Source organism: Streptomyces sp. NPDC014006, from assembly GCF_043088925.1.
Classification (GTDB): domain Bacteria; phylum Actinomycetota; class Actinomycetes; order Streptomycetales; family Streptomycetaceae; genus Streptomyces.
Genome location: NZ_JBICAJ010000002.1, coordinates 97,062 through 111,885 on the forward strand (window position 1 = coordinate 97,062; position 14,824 = coordinate 111,885).

Genomic DNA, 14,824 nt, shown 5'->3' on the forward strand with positions numbered 1-14,824 from the left:
TGGCCCCGCGGAGCGCCTACGCTCGGAAGCGGAATGAACTCCCCCACCAACCCCCACAGCATCGACCGACGGCTGGAAGCCCTCGCGCGCCAGCCGTTCCGGGCGAAGTTCCACCTGCGTGGCCGCGACCGCGCCACCGCCGAGCTGAAGGGCCCGGCGACGATCCGGCGGCACGCCGACGACCTGATCGTCAAGCGCCTCGCACCGGCCGAGCCGTACAAGGACGGCAAGCAGACGCCGTACCGCGGTCACCCCGTGTTCGTCGCCCAGCACGCGACCGCGACCTGCTGCCGGGGCTGCCTCCAGCGCTGGCACGGCATCCCCAAGGGCCGTGAGCTGAGCCACGCCGAGCGGGCGTACGTGGTGGAGGTGATCTGCCGGTGGATCACGCGCGAGATGACCGGGGGTACCGGGCCGGACACGGTCCGCCGCGACTGAGCCGTGCGGCCGCGCACGGGGCGGCCCACGGCGTCGTTTCAGGCCAGGACCCTTGTCGAGCCGGACCGGATCAGGAGATATCTTGATGTCGAGCAATGTTGCAGACGTGGAGCGGAGCACCCGGTGACTGACTCGACCATCATCTATACGCACACTGACGAGGCCCCGGCCCTGGCGACGTATTCCTTCCTGCCGGTGGTCCAGGCGTACGCCGCGCAGGCCGGTGTCGATGTGAAGACCCGCGACATCTCGCTGGCCGGGCGCATCATCGCCGTGTTCCCGGAGTACCTCACCGAGGACCAGCGCATCCCGGACGCGCTGACCGAGCTGGGCGAGCTGGCCAAGACGCCGGCCGCGAACATCATCAAGCTGCCGAACATCTCGGCGTCCATCCCGCAGCTCAAGGCCGCCATCGCCGAGCTGCAGGGGCAGGGCTACGCGCTGCCGAACTACCCGGACGAGCCGAAGACCGACGAGGAGCGCGAGATCCGCGCCCGCTACGACAAGATCAAGGGTTCCGCAGTGAACCCGGTCCTGCGTGAGGGCAACTCCGACCGCCGCGCCCCGGCCTCCGTCAAGAACTACGCCAAGACCCACCCGCACCGCATGGGCGCCTGGTCCTCCGAGTCCAGGACCGATGTGGCGACCATGGGCGAGAACGACTTCCGCTCCACCGAGAAGTCCGTGGTCATCGAGCAGGACGACACGCTCAAGATCGAGCTGGTGACCGCCGACGGCACCACCACCGTGTTGCGCGAGTCCGTACCCGTGCTGGCCGGCGAGGTCGTCGACGCGTCCGTGCTGCGCGTCGCCGAGCTGCGGGAGTTCCTCGCCGCGCAGGTCGCCCGCGCCAAGGCGGAGGGTGTGCTGTTCTCCGTGCACCTGAAGGCCACGATGATGAAGGTCTCCGACCCGATCGTCTTCGGTCACGTGGTGCGCACCTTCTTCCCGAAGACGTTCGAGAAGTACGGCGAGAAGCTCGCCGCCGCCGGCCTGACCCCGAACGACGGTCTGGGCGGCATCCTCAAGGGCCTGGACGCCCTGCCCGAGGGCGACGAGATCAAGGCCTCCTTCGACGCCGAGCTGGCCGAGGGCCCGGACCTGGCCATGGTCGACTCCGACAAGGGCATCACCAACCTGCACGTGCCGTCCGACGTGATCATCGACGCGTCGATGCCGGCGATGATCCGCACCTCGGGTCACATGTGGGGCGCCGACGGCCAGGAGCACGACGCGCTCGCCGTCATCCCGGACTCCTCCTACGCCGGCGTGTACCAGGCCGTCATCGAGGACTGCAAGGCCAACGGCGCGTTCGACCCGTCCACCATGGGCTCGGTGCCGAACGTCGGCCTGATGGCGCAGAAGGCCGAGGAGTACGGCTCCCACGACAAGACCTTCGAGATCGCGGCCGCCGGCACGGTGCGCCTCGTCGACGCCTCCGGTGCCGTTCTGATCGAGCAGAACGTCGAGGCCGGTGACATCTTCCGCGCCTGCCAGACCAAGGACGCGCCGGTCAAGGACTGGGTGAAGCTGGCCGTCACCCGCGCCCGCGCCACCGGCGACCCGGCCGTGTTCTGGCTGGACGAGGACCGCGCCCACGACGCCAACCTGATCGCCAAGGTCAAGCAGTACCTGCTGGAGCACGACACCGAGGGCCTGGACATCCGGATCCTGTCCCCCGTCGAGGCCACCAAGCTGTCGGTGGAGCGCATCCGCCGCGGCGAGAACACCATCTCGGTGACCGGCAACGTGCTGCGTGACTACCTGACCGACCTGTTCCCGATCCTGGAGCTGGGCACCAGCGCCAAGATGCTGTCGGTCGTCCCGCTGATGGCGGGCGGCGGCCTGTTCGAGACCGGCGCCGGCGGCTCCGCGCCCAAGCACGTGCAGCAGCTGGTCAAGGAGAACTACCTGCGCTGGGACTCCCTCGGTGAGTTCTTCGCGCTCGTGCCGTCCTTCGAGCAGTTCGCCGAGGCCACCGGCAACACCCGGGCCAAGGTCCTCGCCGACACCCTCGACCGGGCCACGGCGACCTTCCTCAACGAGGACAAGTCCCCGACCCGTCGCGTCGGCGGCATCGACAACCGCGGCAGCCACTTCTACCTGTCCCTGTACTGGGCGCAGGAGCTGGCGCGGCAGAGCGACGACGCCGAGCTCGCCAAGGCCTTCCAGCCGCTCGCGGAGACGCTCGCCGCGAACGAGCAGAAGATCGTCGACGAGCTGAACGCCGTCCAGGGCAAGCCGGTCGACATCGGCGGCTACTACCAGCCCGACCCGGCCAAGGCCGCCGCGGTGATGCGCCCGTCGGCCACCTGGAACGAGGCCCTGGCGTCCCTGAGCTGAACGCCTTCCGCGTTCCCGATCCGACGCCGGTGATCTGACCGGCCCCCACCTCCGCCCCGACCGAGCACCGCCCGGCCGGGGCGGAGGTGTTTCCCGGGGCGGCTCGTCCTCGTCGCCGCCTGGCCGGGGCGACTGCCCGACCGGGCGGGCCCGCGGGGGGCACTTCGCAGGCCGCACACGCGTGCACGCCGGTCCCGGCCGCGCGGCCGCCGGCTCAGCGCCCGCAGGGCGTCCCCGGTGCGAAGACCAAACGCTGCCCCCGACGAGGCGGGGTACTTAGCGCCCGGCGGGGCGACTGCCCATACCCACCCCGACCGGGCGGGCCCGCGCGGTGGCCACCTCGGGGACGCGACATGCCTGCACGCCGGTCCCGGCCGGGCGATCGCCGACGCGGGACGCACGCGCTACCGCCCGCAGGGCGTCCCCCGGTGCGGAGACGTAATCGCTGCCCCCGGCGGGGCGAGGTACCACATCCGGGGCGGCACGAGCACGCGCCGACCCCCGCAGGGCGAGGCACCGCCCCGTCGGTGGTCCGAGCGCGCCCCGCGCCGGGGAAGGCGGGGCGTTCCGCGGGTGCGGGGAACGCGAGGGCGCGCGCCGGCTGCCGGCCCGCGCGGGCGCTTCTCCCGCCGCCGGCGGCCCTCGCGGCCTTCGAGGCCCCCGCCGGGGCAGGACCGCGCCGGTGCCACCGGTCGGCGGACCGGTGACATGGCGTGCGCCCCGGTGCCGGCGGCACGGTGTGCGTGCCCGTGCCGGTGGCATCGCGTCACCGTGCCGCGGCATGGCCTCACCGTGCCGGTGTGGGATGTGGCACCTTGATCAGGCACCCTGCCACCGACAACGCCCCGGAGCCGCCCCATGACCCCAGCCGAGCCGTCCTTCGAGCTGCTGACCGGAGCGGGCGTGTCGCCCGTGATCCTGCATGTGCCGCACTCCGCGCGGGAGATACCGGACGACGTACGCGCCGGCATCGTGCTCGACGACTCCGCGCTCGCGCGGGAGCTGGACCACATCACCGACGCGCACACCGCCGGGATCGCGGACGAGGCGGCCCGGCTGGCCGACGTCACGCCGTGGCGGTTCGTCAACCGGCTGTCGCGGCTGGTCGTCGATCCGGAGCGGTTCCCGGACGAGCGGGAGGAGATGGGAGCGGTCGGCATGGGCGCCGTGTACACGCGGACCACGCACCGGGAGGTGCTGCGGCCCGACGGCCACGACCCAGAGCCGCTGCTGGAGCGGTACTTCCGGCCCTACGCGCGGGCCATGACGGAGGCCGTCGCGCAGCGGCTCGACTCCGTCGGGCGGGTCGTGATCGTCGACGTGCACTCGTACCCGACCACCCCGCTGCCCTACGAACTGCACGGCACCGGCCCGCGCCCGCCGGTGTGCCTGGGCACGGACGCCTTCCACACCCCGCCCGGCCTGCTGATGGCGGCGCGCGAGGCGTTCGCCGGGTGCGGTGAGACCGGCCTGGACAGCCCGTTCAGCGGGACGTACGTGCCGTTGGACTTCTACGGCCGCGAGCCGCGCGTCGCCGCGCTGATGGTGGAGATCCGCCGCGACACCTACATGAGCGAGCCGGGCGGACCCGCCGGCCCCGGGCTGTGCAGGCTCGCCGGCGCCCTGGCCCGTCTCGTGGACGCCGTCTCCGGCTGACTCCGCGGCCCGCCTCCGGTCAGGCCCGCAGCCACTCCGTGACGACGACGTCCCCGCCGGTCCGCAGCCGCAGGGCGAACGGCCCGGCGGGCGGCGCGGCGGCGCTGAAGCGGCCCATCGTGTCGGCCGTCAGCGCGGCACCGGCGTGCGGTCCGCTCAGCACCTCCACGCTCGCCCGCTGCGGCGGCAACACCTGCCCGTACAGCCCCTCTGCGCCCACCTCCACGTCGACCGTCAACTCCCCCGCCTGGAAGGTCAGCATCCGCGGCACGTCCGTCGCCCCGCGCACCGGCAGCGCGTCGATCAGCGAGTCGAAGGTCAGCTCCGCGATCCGGGCGTCGAGGTCGTGCAGCGCGTACGCCTCCACGGCGATCGCGCTCAGGGCGGCCGGCAACGGATCCAGTACGGTCGCGGCCGCGCGCAACTCCCCCTCCAGCCGGTCCAGTTCCGCTTCGTCCACCGGCCCGAGGCCCTCGCCGCCCACCGGCCCGAAGTACTCGTCCACCGGTCCGCCGCCGTCGTCGTCGTTCACCGCACCCCCCGTGCGTCCAGTCGTGCCCGCAGCCGGCGCAGGCAGCGCTGGCGCAGCGGGCCGATGCTGCCCACGGCGATACCGAGCGCCGCGGACACCTCCTGATAGCTGGGCGGCGGCGAGGCCATCAGCACCCGCAGCAGCCCCTGGCACCGCTCGCCCAGCGCCCCCAGCTCCCGCCGCAGCCGGCGGATGCGCTCGCTCTCGGCGGCCGCCTCCTCCGCCTCCAGCAGCGACTGCTCCGGCGTGTGCTCCTCGCTGGGCCGGTCCAGCAGAGACGGATCGTCGGTCAGGGTCAGCCGTTGCAGACTTCTGATCACCTTCAGCGACTCGTGCCGCGCGGTGCTCGCCAGCCACGCCCCCGCCTTGTCGGGCTCGCGCAGCCGCCCCAGGTGCTGGGCGAAGCGGAACCACACGGTCTGATAGACCTCGTGCGCGTCGGCGTCCGAGAGCCGGTGCGCGCGCACCACCGACCAGACCAGCGGGCTGAGCCCTTCCACCAGCGCCTTCCAGGCCGCGCCGTCACCGTCGACGGCGGACCGGACCAGCGTGCCGACCTCTGCACGGTCCACGACTGCTCCACCCCTCGTGTACGGCACGTCATGGTACGCCGTACGGAGGGCGACCCCGGCCGTCATGACGCCGGGGCGGCCGCCGGACGCCAGGTGGGCGGCCGCAGCGCCGGCACATGCGCACCGCGCACCTCGGCGAACTCCACGTCGGCGGCGAGCAGTTTGGCCAGGGCGGCGCGCGCGTCGGTCTCCCGGTGGGCGCTCATGTGCGCGGCGACGAGCCCGGCGGCCACCGGGGTGGCGAAGGAGGTGCCGCTCCAGTGCGCCAGGCCCTCGAACATCACCTGGTCCGGTTTGGCGCCCGTGTCCCCGTCGTCGCTGAGCAGTCCGCTGTGGCCTGGGGTGGTGCAGGTGCAGGCGTAGGTGAAGCCGTAGCGGCAGGCGTCGTAGGTGGAGTGGTGGTAGACGTACGGCACGGGTGTGGTGAAGCCGGTGAAGGTGCTGGTGAGGCGCTCACCGGGAGCGTAAGCCCGCACCCAGGGGCCGTGATTGGTGAAGCAGGCGCCGAACTCGCCGTCGTCACGCAGGGCGCCGACGCTCAGCACCGCGTCCTCGAAGCCGGGCACGGTGGCGTAGGCGGCGGGCCAGAAGGGACTGGCGCTGGAGTTGTTGCCGGCCGCGGCCACCAACAGGGTTCGCTGCTGGCGCAGTTCGCGCATGAAGGCGTCGAGGCCGAGCAGGCCGTCGGTGCGGCCGTTGGAGGTGCCGGCCGACAGGCTGAGGATGGCGGGCCAGCCGTGCCGGTCCACGGCGTCGAAGAGCTTGTCGCCGAACTCGGACTCCAGGATGGCGCCGGCGTCGTTCAGGGTGCCGAGGACGGTGATGTCGGTGCTGGGCGCGACGGCGGCGAGCAGCCCGGCGATGAAGGTGCCGTGGCCCATGTACTGGCGCAGGACGCCGGAGTCGTCGGTCTCCTGCGGGTGCAGGTCGCCCTGGGTGTGGGCGAGCAGCGGGTGGGCGCGGTGGTCATGGCTGAGGCCGTTGTCGATCACCAGCACGCCGACGGCCCGCTCGGGGTCGTAACCGCCCCGGCCGGGCGCCGGGTTGAGGCCCGCGGCGCGCTCGGCGGGCACGGGCTCGTCGCCGGGACAGGAGTTCACCGCGATGGACACCACGTGGTTGCGGCTGACCAGCCGGCGCCCGGTGCGGTCCTCGGCCTGCCGTACGGCGCGCAGCGCGTGGCCGACGACGGGGTCGGCGGGGTGGCTGCCCCGGCCGGGGTCGGCGACCTGGACGCGGGTGACGCCGGAGCGGTTGGTCTGCGGGGCCGCCCGGCGCACGGGCTCGGGGTCCAGGCCGTCGGTGGCGGTGAAGTGGGCGCGGACCGCGTCCTCGACGAACGCGGCGTCGTCGCCGTCACGCACGAGGAGGACGCCTTTTTCGAACACGAACTCCGGGGCGTCGTCCGGGCCGAGGGCCAGCGGGACGTCGGGCATGGAACGCTGGATCTGGTGGAACTGCTCCCTGAAGCGCTGGGCCGCCATGTCGTGTTCCTCCCCGTCGAGGCAACCGTCGTAGGGAAGAGCCCCCGGGTCGCCGATTGATACAGAGGCACTCCGGTGGGGATGTGGTTCCCGGTCCCCTACCATCCCAAGGGTGACCTCGGGAAGCGACTCGGTGTTCGGCCTGCTGCCGATGGTGTTCGCGGCCCCGCACGAGGCGCTGGCGCGGGCGCGGGAGGTGCTGGAGGCGGATCCCTGCCCGGTGCACGCCTCCGTGGCACATCAGGTGATCGGCATCTGGCAGCGGGACTGGGGCGATCTGCGTCTCGCGCTGCGTCATCTGCGGCGCGCCCGGGACCTCGCGGCCCGGGCGGGGTCGGCCGACCGGGAGGCCGACGTGCTGGCCACGCTCGGAGTGGCCCTGGTGCACGCGGGCCGCACCCGGCAGGGCCTGGCGGCGCTGGAGCGGGGCGTCGAGCGCGGCAGCGGGCACACCAGGGCGCAGGTGCTGTTCCGCCGGGCCTACGCCCGCTGGGTGCTGGGCCGGCACCGGGCGGCGCTGGAGGACGTGCGCCGGGCGATCCCCGTGCTGCGGCAGGAGAACGACGTCATCTGGACGGCACGGGCGCTGACCCTGCGGGCCACCGTGCACCTCGCGCTGGGCTCGGTGGAGCGGGCGGACGCCGACTTCAGCGCCGCGGAGGCGCTGTGGGACACCACCGGCCAGGAGCACGACAAGGCCGACGCGGTGGAGAGCCGGGGTCTGGCGGCGTTCCGCGCGGGGGACGTGCCGGCGGCGCTGCGGCTGCTGGACGAGGCGGAGAAGCGGTACGCGGAGCTGGGCACGCCCACGTTCATGCTCGACATCCGGCGCTGCGAGGTGCTGATGGCCGCGGGGCTCGCGCCGGAGGCGCTGGCCGAGGCGGACGCGGCGATCCGGGCGCTCGACGGGATCGGCGGGCAGCTGACCCGCAAGGCGGAGCTGCTGCTGGCCGCCGCCCGGGCCGCCCGCCCGGCCGGGGATCCGCACACGGCGATCGCCCGGGCCGCGGAGGCGGTGCGGCTGTTCGCGGCGCAGCGGCGCCCGTGGTGGGAGGCGCACGCGCGGCTGGTGCTGACCGAGGCGCGGTTCGCCGCCGGGCGGACCTCGGGGCGGCTGGTCGCGGACGCGGCGCGGGTCGCCGAGCGGCTGGCCTCGTTCGGGGCGCCGGCCGCGCCGGAGGCGTCCTTGCTGGCGGGGCGGATCGCGCTGGCGCTGGGCCGGCCGCGGGACGCCGAACGGCACCTTGCCCGGGCGGCGCGCAGCCGGCACGGCGGGCCGCCACTGGCCCGGATCACCGGCTGGGCGGCGCAGGCGCTGCGCGCCCGGGCCGCCGGGTCGAGTGCCGGCGTGCTGCGGGCGTGTCGCAGCGGTCTGGCCGTGCTGGACGCCCACCGGATGACGCTCGGCGCCTCGGAGTTGCGGGCCCGCGCCACCGAGCAGGGCGCGGAGCTCGCGGCGATGGCGCAGCGGGCGAGCCTGGACTGTGGCGGGCCGCGCCGTCTGCTGGAGTGGAGCGAGCGCTGGCGGGCCACCGCACTGAGCGCGCCGCCCACCCGGCCGCCGGCCGATCCGGCGCTGCTGAGCCGTCTGACCGCGTTCCGGGAGATCGCGGCACGCGCGGAGGAGGCCCGCGGTGCGGGCCGGGCCGTGCCGGCGCTGGAGCGCGAACAGCGGCGGCTGGAGCGGGAGATCCGCTCCCGCACCCTGCACCTGCGCGCGGACGCACCCGGTGGCGCCGACCGCTTCGACGCCGGCCGGCTGCTGGAGCGGCTCGGTGAGGGGCGGCTCGTCGAACTGGCCGTGGTGGACGGGCGGGTGCACGTGCTGCTGGTCGGGCAGGGCCGGGTGCGGCGGTTCACCGCGGGGTTGCTCGCCGATGCGGAGGCGGAGGCGGAACACGTGCAGGCGGGGCTGCGCCGGCTCGCGCATCCCGGCGGCGAGGCGCGGCTGCCGGTGCTGCTGGCGGCGGGGCGGCGGCTGGAGGAGCTGCTGCTCGGTGAGGCGGTCCGGCATCTGGGGTCGGGCCCGCTGGTCGTCGTACCGCCGGGTCGGCTGCATCGCGTGCCGTGGGCGGTGCTGCCGTCGCTCAGGGAGCGGGTGGTGAGCGTGTCGCCGTCGGCGAGCAGCTGGCTGCGCGCCCGTGACACCGAGCCGCCGGCGGACGGCCGGCACGTCCTGGTGCGCGGGCCGGGGCTGGCCACCGGCGGGGCCGAAGTGCCGGAACTGGCCGGGCGGTACGGCGCACCGACGCTGCTGGAGGACGAGCACGCGCGCGCGGCGCGGGTGCTGGCGGAACTGGACGGCGCGGCGCTCGCGCACATCGCCGCGCACGGCGCCTTCCGCGCCGACAGCCCGCTGTTCTCGTCGCTGCGGATGGCGGACGGGCCGCTGATCGTGCACGACTTCGAACGCCTCGCGCGCAGCCCGTACCGGATCATCCTGTCCTGCTGCGACACGGCCCGCTTCGCCTCCGTCGGCGCCGACGAACTGCTGGGACTGGTCACGGCGTTGCTGCCGCTGGGCACAGCCGGTGTGGTGGCGGCGAGCGCGCCGGTCAACGACGCGGCGGTGGTGCCGCTGATGCTCGCGCTGCACAAGGGCCTCGGCGCGGGGCTGTCGCTCGCGGAGGCGCTGCGCGACGCCCGCGCCGCCGTCCCGGACGACGCGCTGCACCAGACGACGGGCTGGGCTTTCACGGCGTTCGGCGCGGCGTGACGGCGCTTCAGACGGCTGCTACTCCTGCGGCGGCTCCGCCGGCCAGGGCGGGGCGTCGGGGGCCAGGTGTATGGATCACGAGCGTCGTTGACAGCTCCGGGGCTTGATCATGGCGAAGACCTCCGGTGTGGTGGAGCTGTCCAGGACTGCACCGCACGGAGGTCTTCGTGTCCCACCGTAATGCCCGGCTGACCGTTCACGGCAGGCGGCACTCGGCGGCCACCCCCCGATCAGCCGCGTTGACAACGCTTCAGGTCAATACAGCTAGGCGCCGTGCAGGCGGCTGCCGCGGGACCGCACAGACAGGGGCCTCGGCGATCTGCCGGTTGCTGACCGGCGGCGGCGAGGGTGACGATCCGCCGTCGGCGGACGGTGAGTTCGCCAGCACCGGACCGGTCAGCGCCGGGTGTGTGCCCTCGGGCAGCGACAGGCGCGGCCGTCAGCTCCCCCGGGGCGGCGGCACACCACGCGGCGGCCTTCCCATCCGGCGCCGGCTCCCCCGGCTGGGCCACGGCGAACGCCGGCCTGCGGCAGCCCGGGTCGTCCGCTGCTGAGAAACCCCCGCTCCCCCGCCGCGCAGGACGGACGGTGGCGCCCCGCCCGAACGCACAGCACGTCACCACCCCGGCTGGGCCCCTGGTCCACAGTCCGGCGTCGGCGTTCTCAGGGCGGCAGGAGGCGGGTGAACACGATTCTCGCCTCTCCGGGCCCGTCGTAGTCGTCCTCCGCGCGCGCCTCGAAGCCGAGGCTGCGGTGGAAGGCGAGCGAGCCGCTGTTGCCGAGCGAGGTGATCGCCTTCAGGCGCACCGCGCCCTGGCCGCGGGCCGCCTCGGTGAACGCCTCGTACAGCCGACGGCCCAGGCCCGTGCCCCGGCTGTCGTCGCGGGTGGCGATCAGATGGACGTAGCCGGTGCGGTCCGGGGTGACGAAACCCACGAGGTAGCCGCGGATGCCGTCGTCGGCGCGGGCCACGAGGCAGGTGGCACCGAACTCCTGCACGAACACGGGCTGGTGCAGGGCGCGCAGGTCGCGCTCGCCCCAGTAGCGGGGGTGGTCGGCCACCACCTGGTGCAGGTCCCGCACCGTGGCCCGGGTGATGTCGAGTGTCATGGGCCGATCATGGCACCCGAGCCGTGGTGGGCGCCGTGAACGTCAGGAAGCCGCCCGCTCCGCCCGGACGGCGTCGTCGGGGTGGGCGAGGCCCAGGTGGTCGCGGAGGGTCGTGCCCTCGTAGTCGGTGCGGAAGACGCCCTGTTCCTGCAGGAGCGGGACGACGGTGTCGGCGAACTCGTCCAGGCCACCGGGGGTGATGTGCGGGACGAGGATGAACCCGTCGGAGGCGTCGGCCTGGACGAGGTCGTTGATCGCCTTCGCCACCGTGGCCGGGGAGCCGACGAAGTTCTGCCGGTTGCCGGTGTGGATGACGAGGTCGCGGATCGACCAGTTGTTGGCCTCGGCCAGCTCGCGCCACTCGCGGGCGGTGGCCAGCGGATCGCGGTACATGCGCACCTGGGCGCGGCCCCGGGCGATGTGGTCGTCCCCGACGTCCGGGTCGACGACGGGCAGCGGGCCGTCCGGGTCGTATCCGGACAGGTCCCGGTTCCAGACGAACTCCAGGTGGCGGATCGCGGTGACGCCGCTGACCTGCTGCCGCCGCACCTCGCGGGCCGCCTGCTCGGCCTCGGCGTCGCTGTCGCCGAGCACAAAGGTCGCGGCGGGCAGGATCAGCAGCTGGTCGGGGCGGCGGCCGTACTTGGCGAGACGGCGCTTGACGTCCTGGTAGAAGGCCTGGCCGGTCTCCAGGGTGCCGTACCGGCTGAAGATGGCGTCGGCCTCGGCGGCGGCGAACTCGCGGCCCTCGTCGGAGTCGCCCGCCTGGAAGATCACCGGGCGGCCCTGCGGGGAGCGCGGGACGTTGAAACGTCCGTGGATGTCGAAGTGCCGGCCCTGGTGCACGAACGCGCCGGCCTTGGCGTCGGACAGGAAGGTGCCGGTGGCCTGGTCGGCGATGATCTCGTCGCCCCGCCAGGAGTCGAACAGCTCGTGCGCGGTGGCGAGGAACTCCTGGGCTCGGCTGTAGCGCTCCTCCTGCGGCAGGAAGCCGCCGCGGCGGAAGTTCTCGCCGGTGAAGGCGTCCCATGAGGTGACGACGTTCCACGCGGAACGCCCGCCGGAGAGGTGGTCCAGGCTCGCGAACTGGCGGGCCACCTCGTAGGGTTCGTTGAAGGTGGAGTTGATGGTGCCGGTCAGGCCGAGGTGCTCGGTGACGGCGGCGAGCGCCGCCAGCACCGTGAAGGTGTCGGGGCGTCCGACGACGTCCAGGTCGTAGATCTTCCCGGCGTGTTCGCGCAGGCGCAGGCCCTCGGCGAGGAACAGGAAGTCGAACTTGGCGCGTTCGGCGGTCTTCGCGAAGTGGACGAAGGAGTCGAACTCGATGTGGCTGCCGGCCTTCGGGTCGCTCCACACGGTGGTGTTGTTGACGCCGGGGAAGTGCGCGGCCAGGTGGATCTGCTTCAGCGGCTTGGTCATGGCGGTGGAATCCCTCGGCTCAGGCGGCGGTGTAGCGGTTGACGGGGCGGGCGAGGCCCAGCAGGCCGCGCAGGGTGTCGGCTTCGTAGGCGCGGCGGAAGGCGCCCCGGCGCTGGAGTTCGGGGACCAGGCCGCGGGTGATCGCGGGCAGGTCGTGCCCGGCGACGGCCGGCCGCAGCCGGAACCCGGACAGCCCCGCTTCCTGGAACTCAAGGAGCAGGTCGGCCAGTTGGGTGGACGTCCCGGTGAAGATCCGCGCGTCGCTGGTGTACGGCTCACCGGTCACGGCGTCCAGACGCTCCCGGCGGGCGGCGGCCGCGCCCGGGTCGTCGTCGAGGAAGACCACCAGGTCGGCGAAGACGTGCAGGGGTTGACCGGCTCGCCCGGCGGTCTCCTGCTCGGCGCGGATCTCGGCGACGATCGCGCGGGCCTGCTCGGTGTCGTGCGGGGTGACGTAGCCGAGGTCGGCCTGGCGGGCCACCACCCGGTAGGGAACGGTCCAGTGGGCGAGCGCCGTGACGAGCGGCTGGCCCTGCGGCGGGCGCGGGGTGATGGAGGGGCCCTTGACGCTGAAGTGCCGGCCCTCGAAGTCGATGTAGTGCAGCTTGTCCCGGTCGATGAAACGCCCGGTGGCCACGTCCCGGATCTCCGCGTCGTCCTCCCAGCTGTCCCACAGCCGGCGCACGGCCTCCACGTGGTCGGCGGCCTCGTCGAACAGCTCGGTCACCACGTCCCGCGCGGCGGGGCTGTCGTAGGCGTCGATGCGCTCGATGGTGCGGCGGCCGAAGTGGGCGGCCTCGGTGGGGCGGGCGGAGATCTGCACGCGCAGGCCGGCCCGGCCGGTGCTGACGTAGTCCAGGGTGGCGATGGCCTTGGAGATGTGGAACGGCTCGGTGTGGGTGGCGATGACGGTCGGCACCAGGCCGATGTGCGAGGTCAGCGGTGCGACACGGGAGGCGATCAGCACGGCGTCGAGCCGGCCGCGGACCTGGTCGGTGCGCTCGTCCGGGTCGAGGAAGTGGGAGGACTGCGGACCGAGGCCGTCCTCGATCGTCACGAAGTCGAGCAGACCGCGTTCGGCCTCGGTGACGAGGTCGGCCCAGTATCCGGCGGTGAACAGGTCGCGGGGCCGGGCCACCGGCTCACGCCAGGAGGCGGGATGCCAGCCGGTGCCGTCCAGGGCGACGGCAAGGTGCAGGGGAGCAGAGGGAGTCGAGGACACGAGGATGCCTTCCTGGAGGTCTGTGGGGACACGTCCGGCCCCGGGGAGCCACGGGGCGCGTGCGCACGAAGGGCCGCGAGGGCGGCCGGCCGGAAGGGGTCCGGCGTCAGGCGAGACAGAGCGCGCCGGCCACGCGCAGCAGATCGATGTGCGGCCGGGTGCGGAGGCGGACGGTGTGCGGGCTGCGGGGCACGGGCGTCACCTCCGGGGTGCGGGCGGGCGCGGCGGCTGGGGCCGCGCGAGGGTCGTCGTGGGTTCAACACCCTGTGCGGGCGCGGGTGTTGCCGTTGTCAGGAGTTGTCCAGCGGCAGGCCGGGCGGGTTGATCTGGGAGGTGGTGACGGCCTCGTTGGAGAGGTTCCATGCCTTGAGCCACTGCGCGTACTGGCCGTTCTTGATGAGGTGGTTGATCGCGTCGGCGACCGGCTTGGCCAGGCCGCTGTCCTTCTTCGTGGTGGCGGCGATCAGGCCCTGCAGGGTGGCGCCCGCCCCGGAGAAGGTGCCCGCGGTGCGCGTGGCCTGCGGGGTCTTCGCGGTCTGTGTGACGTGGTAGGCGATGCCCGGGTTGGGGCCGAAGTAGGTGTCGATCTTGCCGCTGCTCAGGGCGAGGTAGGTGCTGTTGTGGTCCTGGTAGTACTTGACGGTGAGTTTCCTGCCCTCGCTCCGCAGCTTCTTCTTCCACTCCAGCAGGATCCGCTCCTGGTTGGTGCCGCTGCTGACGGCGACGGTCTTCCCGGCGAGGGTGCGGTAGTCGCCGTCGAACGTCCAAGTGTCGTTCTTGGGGACCTCGAAGGCGAGGTTGTCCTGCCGGTAGGAGGCGAACTCGTACTTCCGCTTGCGCTCCTCGGTGTCGGTGACGTTGGAGAAGAGGACGTCGGACTTGCCGCTGTCGAGGCCGACGAACATGTTCTCCCAGGTGGAGTTGCGCACTTCGGGCTTCAGACCGAGGACCGCGGCGACCAGCCGGCCGAGGTCGGGTTCGGCGCCGGTGAGGGTCTTCTGGTCGCCGCCGACATAGGCCAACGGCGGGAAGCCGGACGGCAGGGCGCCGACTCCGACCAGGAGGGTGCCGCGTTTGCGGATGGCTGCGGGCACCTCGGCGCTGAGGGACTTCACCTCGCTCACCTTCAGGATGGCTTCCCTGGCCGCGCCGTTGGACAGCCGTCCCACGGTCACCGTCCCGGCGGCGGCACTGCCGGCCGTGGTCGCGGCCTCGCTGTCCCCGCCGCAGGCGGCCAGCGAGCCGGCGAGGAGCGCGGTGGCGGTGGCGGCGGTGAGACCGCGCAGCAGGTGGCGTCGGATGACGTGGGAAGTCATGGCTGTCCTTGTCGCT

General features: G+C 73.5%; 12 protein-coding genes. 4 read left to right on the plus strand and 8 right to left on the minus strand.

The annotated features are described in order from the left end of the window. Positions 1–33: 33 nt before the first annotated feature. From ACF1GV_RS06865 to ACF1GV_RS06875, 3 genes are all read left to right on the plus strand, one after another. Positions 34–438: a DUF4186 domain-containing protein gene (locus ACF1GV_RS06865; protein ID WP_391678674.1), complete on the plus strand. Its 405-nt coding sequence runs from the start codon at positions 34–36 to the stop codon at positions 436–438. A gap of 123 nt (positions 439–561) precedes the next feature. Further along, positions 562–2,781, plus strand: coding sequence for an NADP-dependent isocitrate dehydrogenase (locus ACF1GV_RS06870; protein ID WP_391678676.1), 2,220 nt, complete (start codon positions 562–564; stop codon positions 2,779–2,781). 858 nt (positions 2,782–3,639) lie between these two features. Then, the gene (locus ACF1GV_RS06875) at positions 3,640–4,437 is read left to right on the plus strand and encodes an N-formylglutamate amidohydrolase (RefSeq protein WP_391678677.1); all 798 of its coding nucleotides are present in this window, start codon (positions 3,640–3,642) and stop codon (positions 4,435–4,437) included. A gap of 19 nt (positions 4,438–4,456) precedes the next feature. On the opposite strand, the gene ACF1GV_RS06880 is transcribed toward ACF1GV_RS06875, so the two are convergent. From ACF1GV_RS06880 to ACF1GV_RS06890, 3 genes are read right to left on the minus strand one after another with little or no spacing between them, the layout of a single operon-like run. Continuing rightward, entirely contained in the window at positions 4,457–4,969 is a 513-nt protein-coding gene (locus tag ACF1GV_RS06880) for a hypothetical protein (protein ID WP_391678679.1), read from the minus strand. Continuing rightward, on the minus strand, positions 4,966–5,607 hold the full coding sequence (locus tag ACF1GV_RS06885) for an RNA polymerase sigma factor (protein ID WP_391678680.1): 642 nt from the start codon (positions 5,605–5,607) through the stop codon (positions 4,966–4,968). The genes ACF1GV_RS06880 and ACF1GV_RS06885 overlap by 4 nt, the downstream gene beginning before the upstream one ends. Further along, complete coding sequence (locus ACF1GV_RS06890; protein WP_391678682.1) at positions 5,604–7,025, minus strand: S8/S53 family peptidase; 1,422 nt, start codon at positions 7,023–7,025, stop codon at positions 5,604–5,606. The genes ACF1GV_RS06885 and ACF1GV_RS06890 overlap by 4 nt, the downstream gene beginning before the upstream one ends. Before the next feature lie 151 nt (positions 7,026–7,176). On the opposite strand from ACF1GV_RS06890, the gene ACF1GV_RS06895 reads away from it, so the two are divergent. Continuing rightward, on the plus strand, positions 7,177–9,741 hold the full coding sequence (locus ACF1GV_RS06895; RefSeq protein WP_391679594.1) for a CHAT domain-containing protein: 2,565 nt from the start codon (positions 7,177–7,179) through the stop codon (positions 9,739–9,741). Between the two features lie 663 nt (positions 9,742–10,404). Here the strand turns inward: ACF1GV_RS06895 and ACF1GV_RS06900 are convergent. From ACF1GV_RS06900 to ACF1GV_RS06920, 5 genes are all read right to left on the minus strand, one after another. After that, positions 10,405–10,851, minus strand: coding sequence for a GNAT family N-acetyltransferase (locus tag ACF1GV_RS06900; protein WP_391678684.1), 447 nt, complete (start codon positions 10,849–10,851; stop codon positions 10,405–10,407). A gap of 42 nt (positions 10,852–10,893) precedes the next feature. Beyond that, complete coding sequence (locus tag ACF1GV_RS06905) at positions 10,894–12,270, minus strand: NtaA/DmoA family FMN-dependent monooxygenase (RefSeq protein WP_391678686.1); 1,377 nt, start codon at positions 12,268–12,270, stop codon at positions 10,894–10,896. A gap of 19 nt (positions 12,271–12,289) precedes the next feature. Next, positions 12,290–13,492, minus strand: a complete 1,203-nt coding sequence (locus tag ACF1GV_RS06910; RefSeq protein WP_391678688.1) for an LLM class flavin-dependent oxidoreductase — start codon at positions 13,490–13,492, stop codon at positions 12,290–12,292. 106 nt (positions 13,493–13,598) lie between these two features. Continuing rightward, positions 13,599–13,694: a putative leader peptide gene (locus ACF1GV_RS06915; RefSeq protein ID WP_391678690.1), complete on the minus strand. Its 96-nt coding sequence runs from the start codon at positions 13,692–13,694 to the stop codon at positions 13,599–13,601. An 88-nt stretch (positions 13,695–13,782) separates the two neighbouring features. Next, positions 13,783–14,808 (minus strand): ABC transporter substrate-binding protein, encoded by a 1,026-nt coding sequence (locus ACF1GV_RS06920; RefSeq protein ID WP_391678691.1) that lies wholly within the window; start codon positions 14,806–14,808, stop codon positions 13,783–13,785. Between the last annotated feature and the right edge of the window lie 16 nt (positions 14,809–14,824).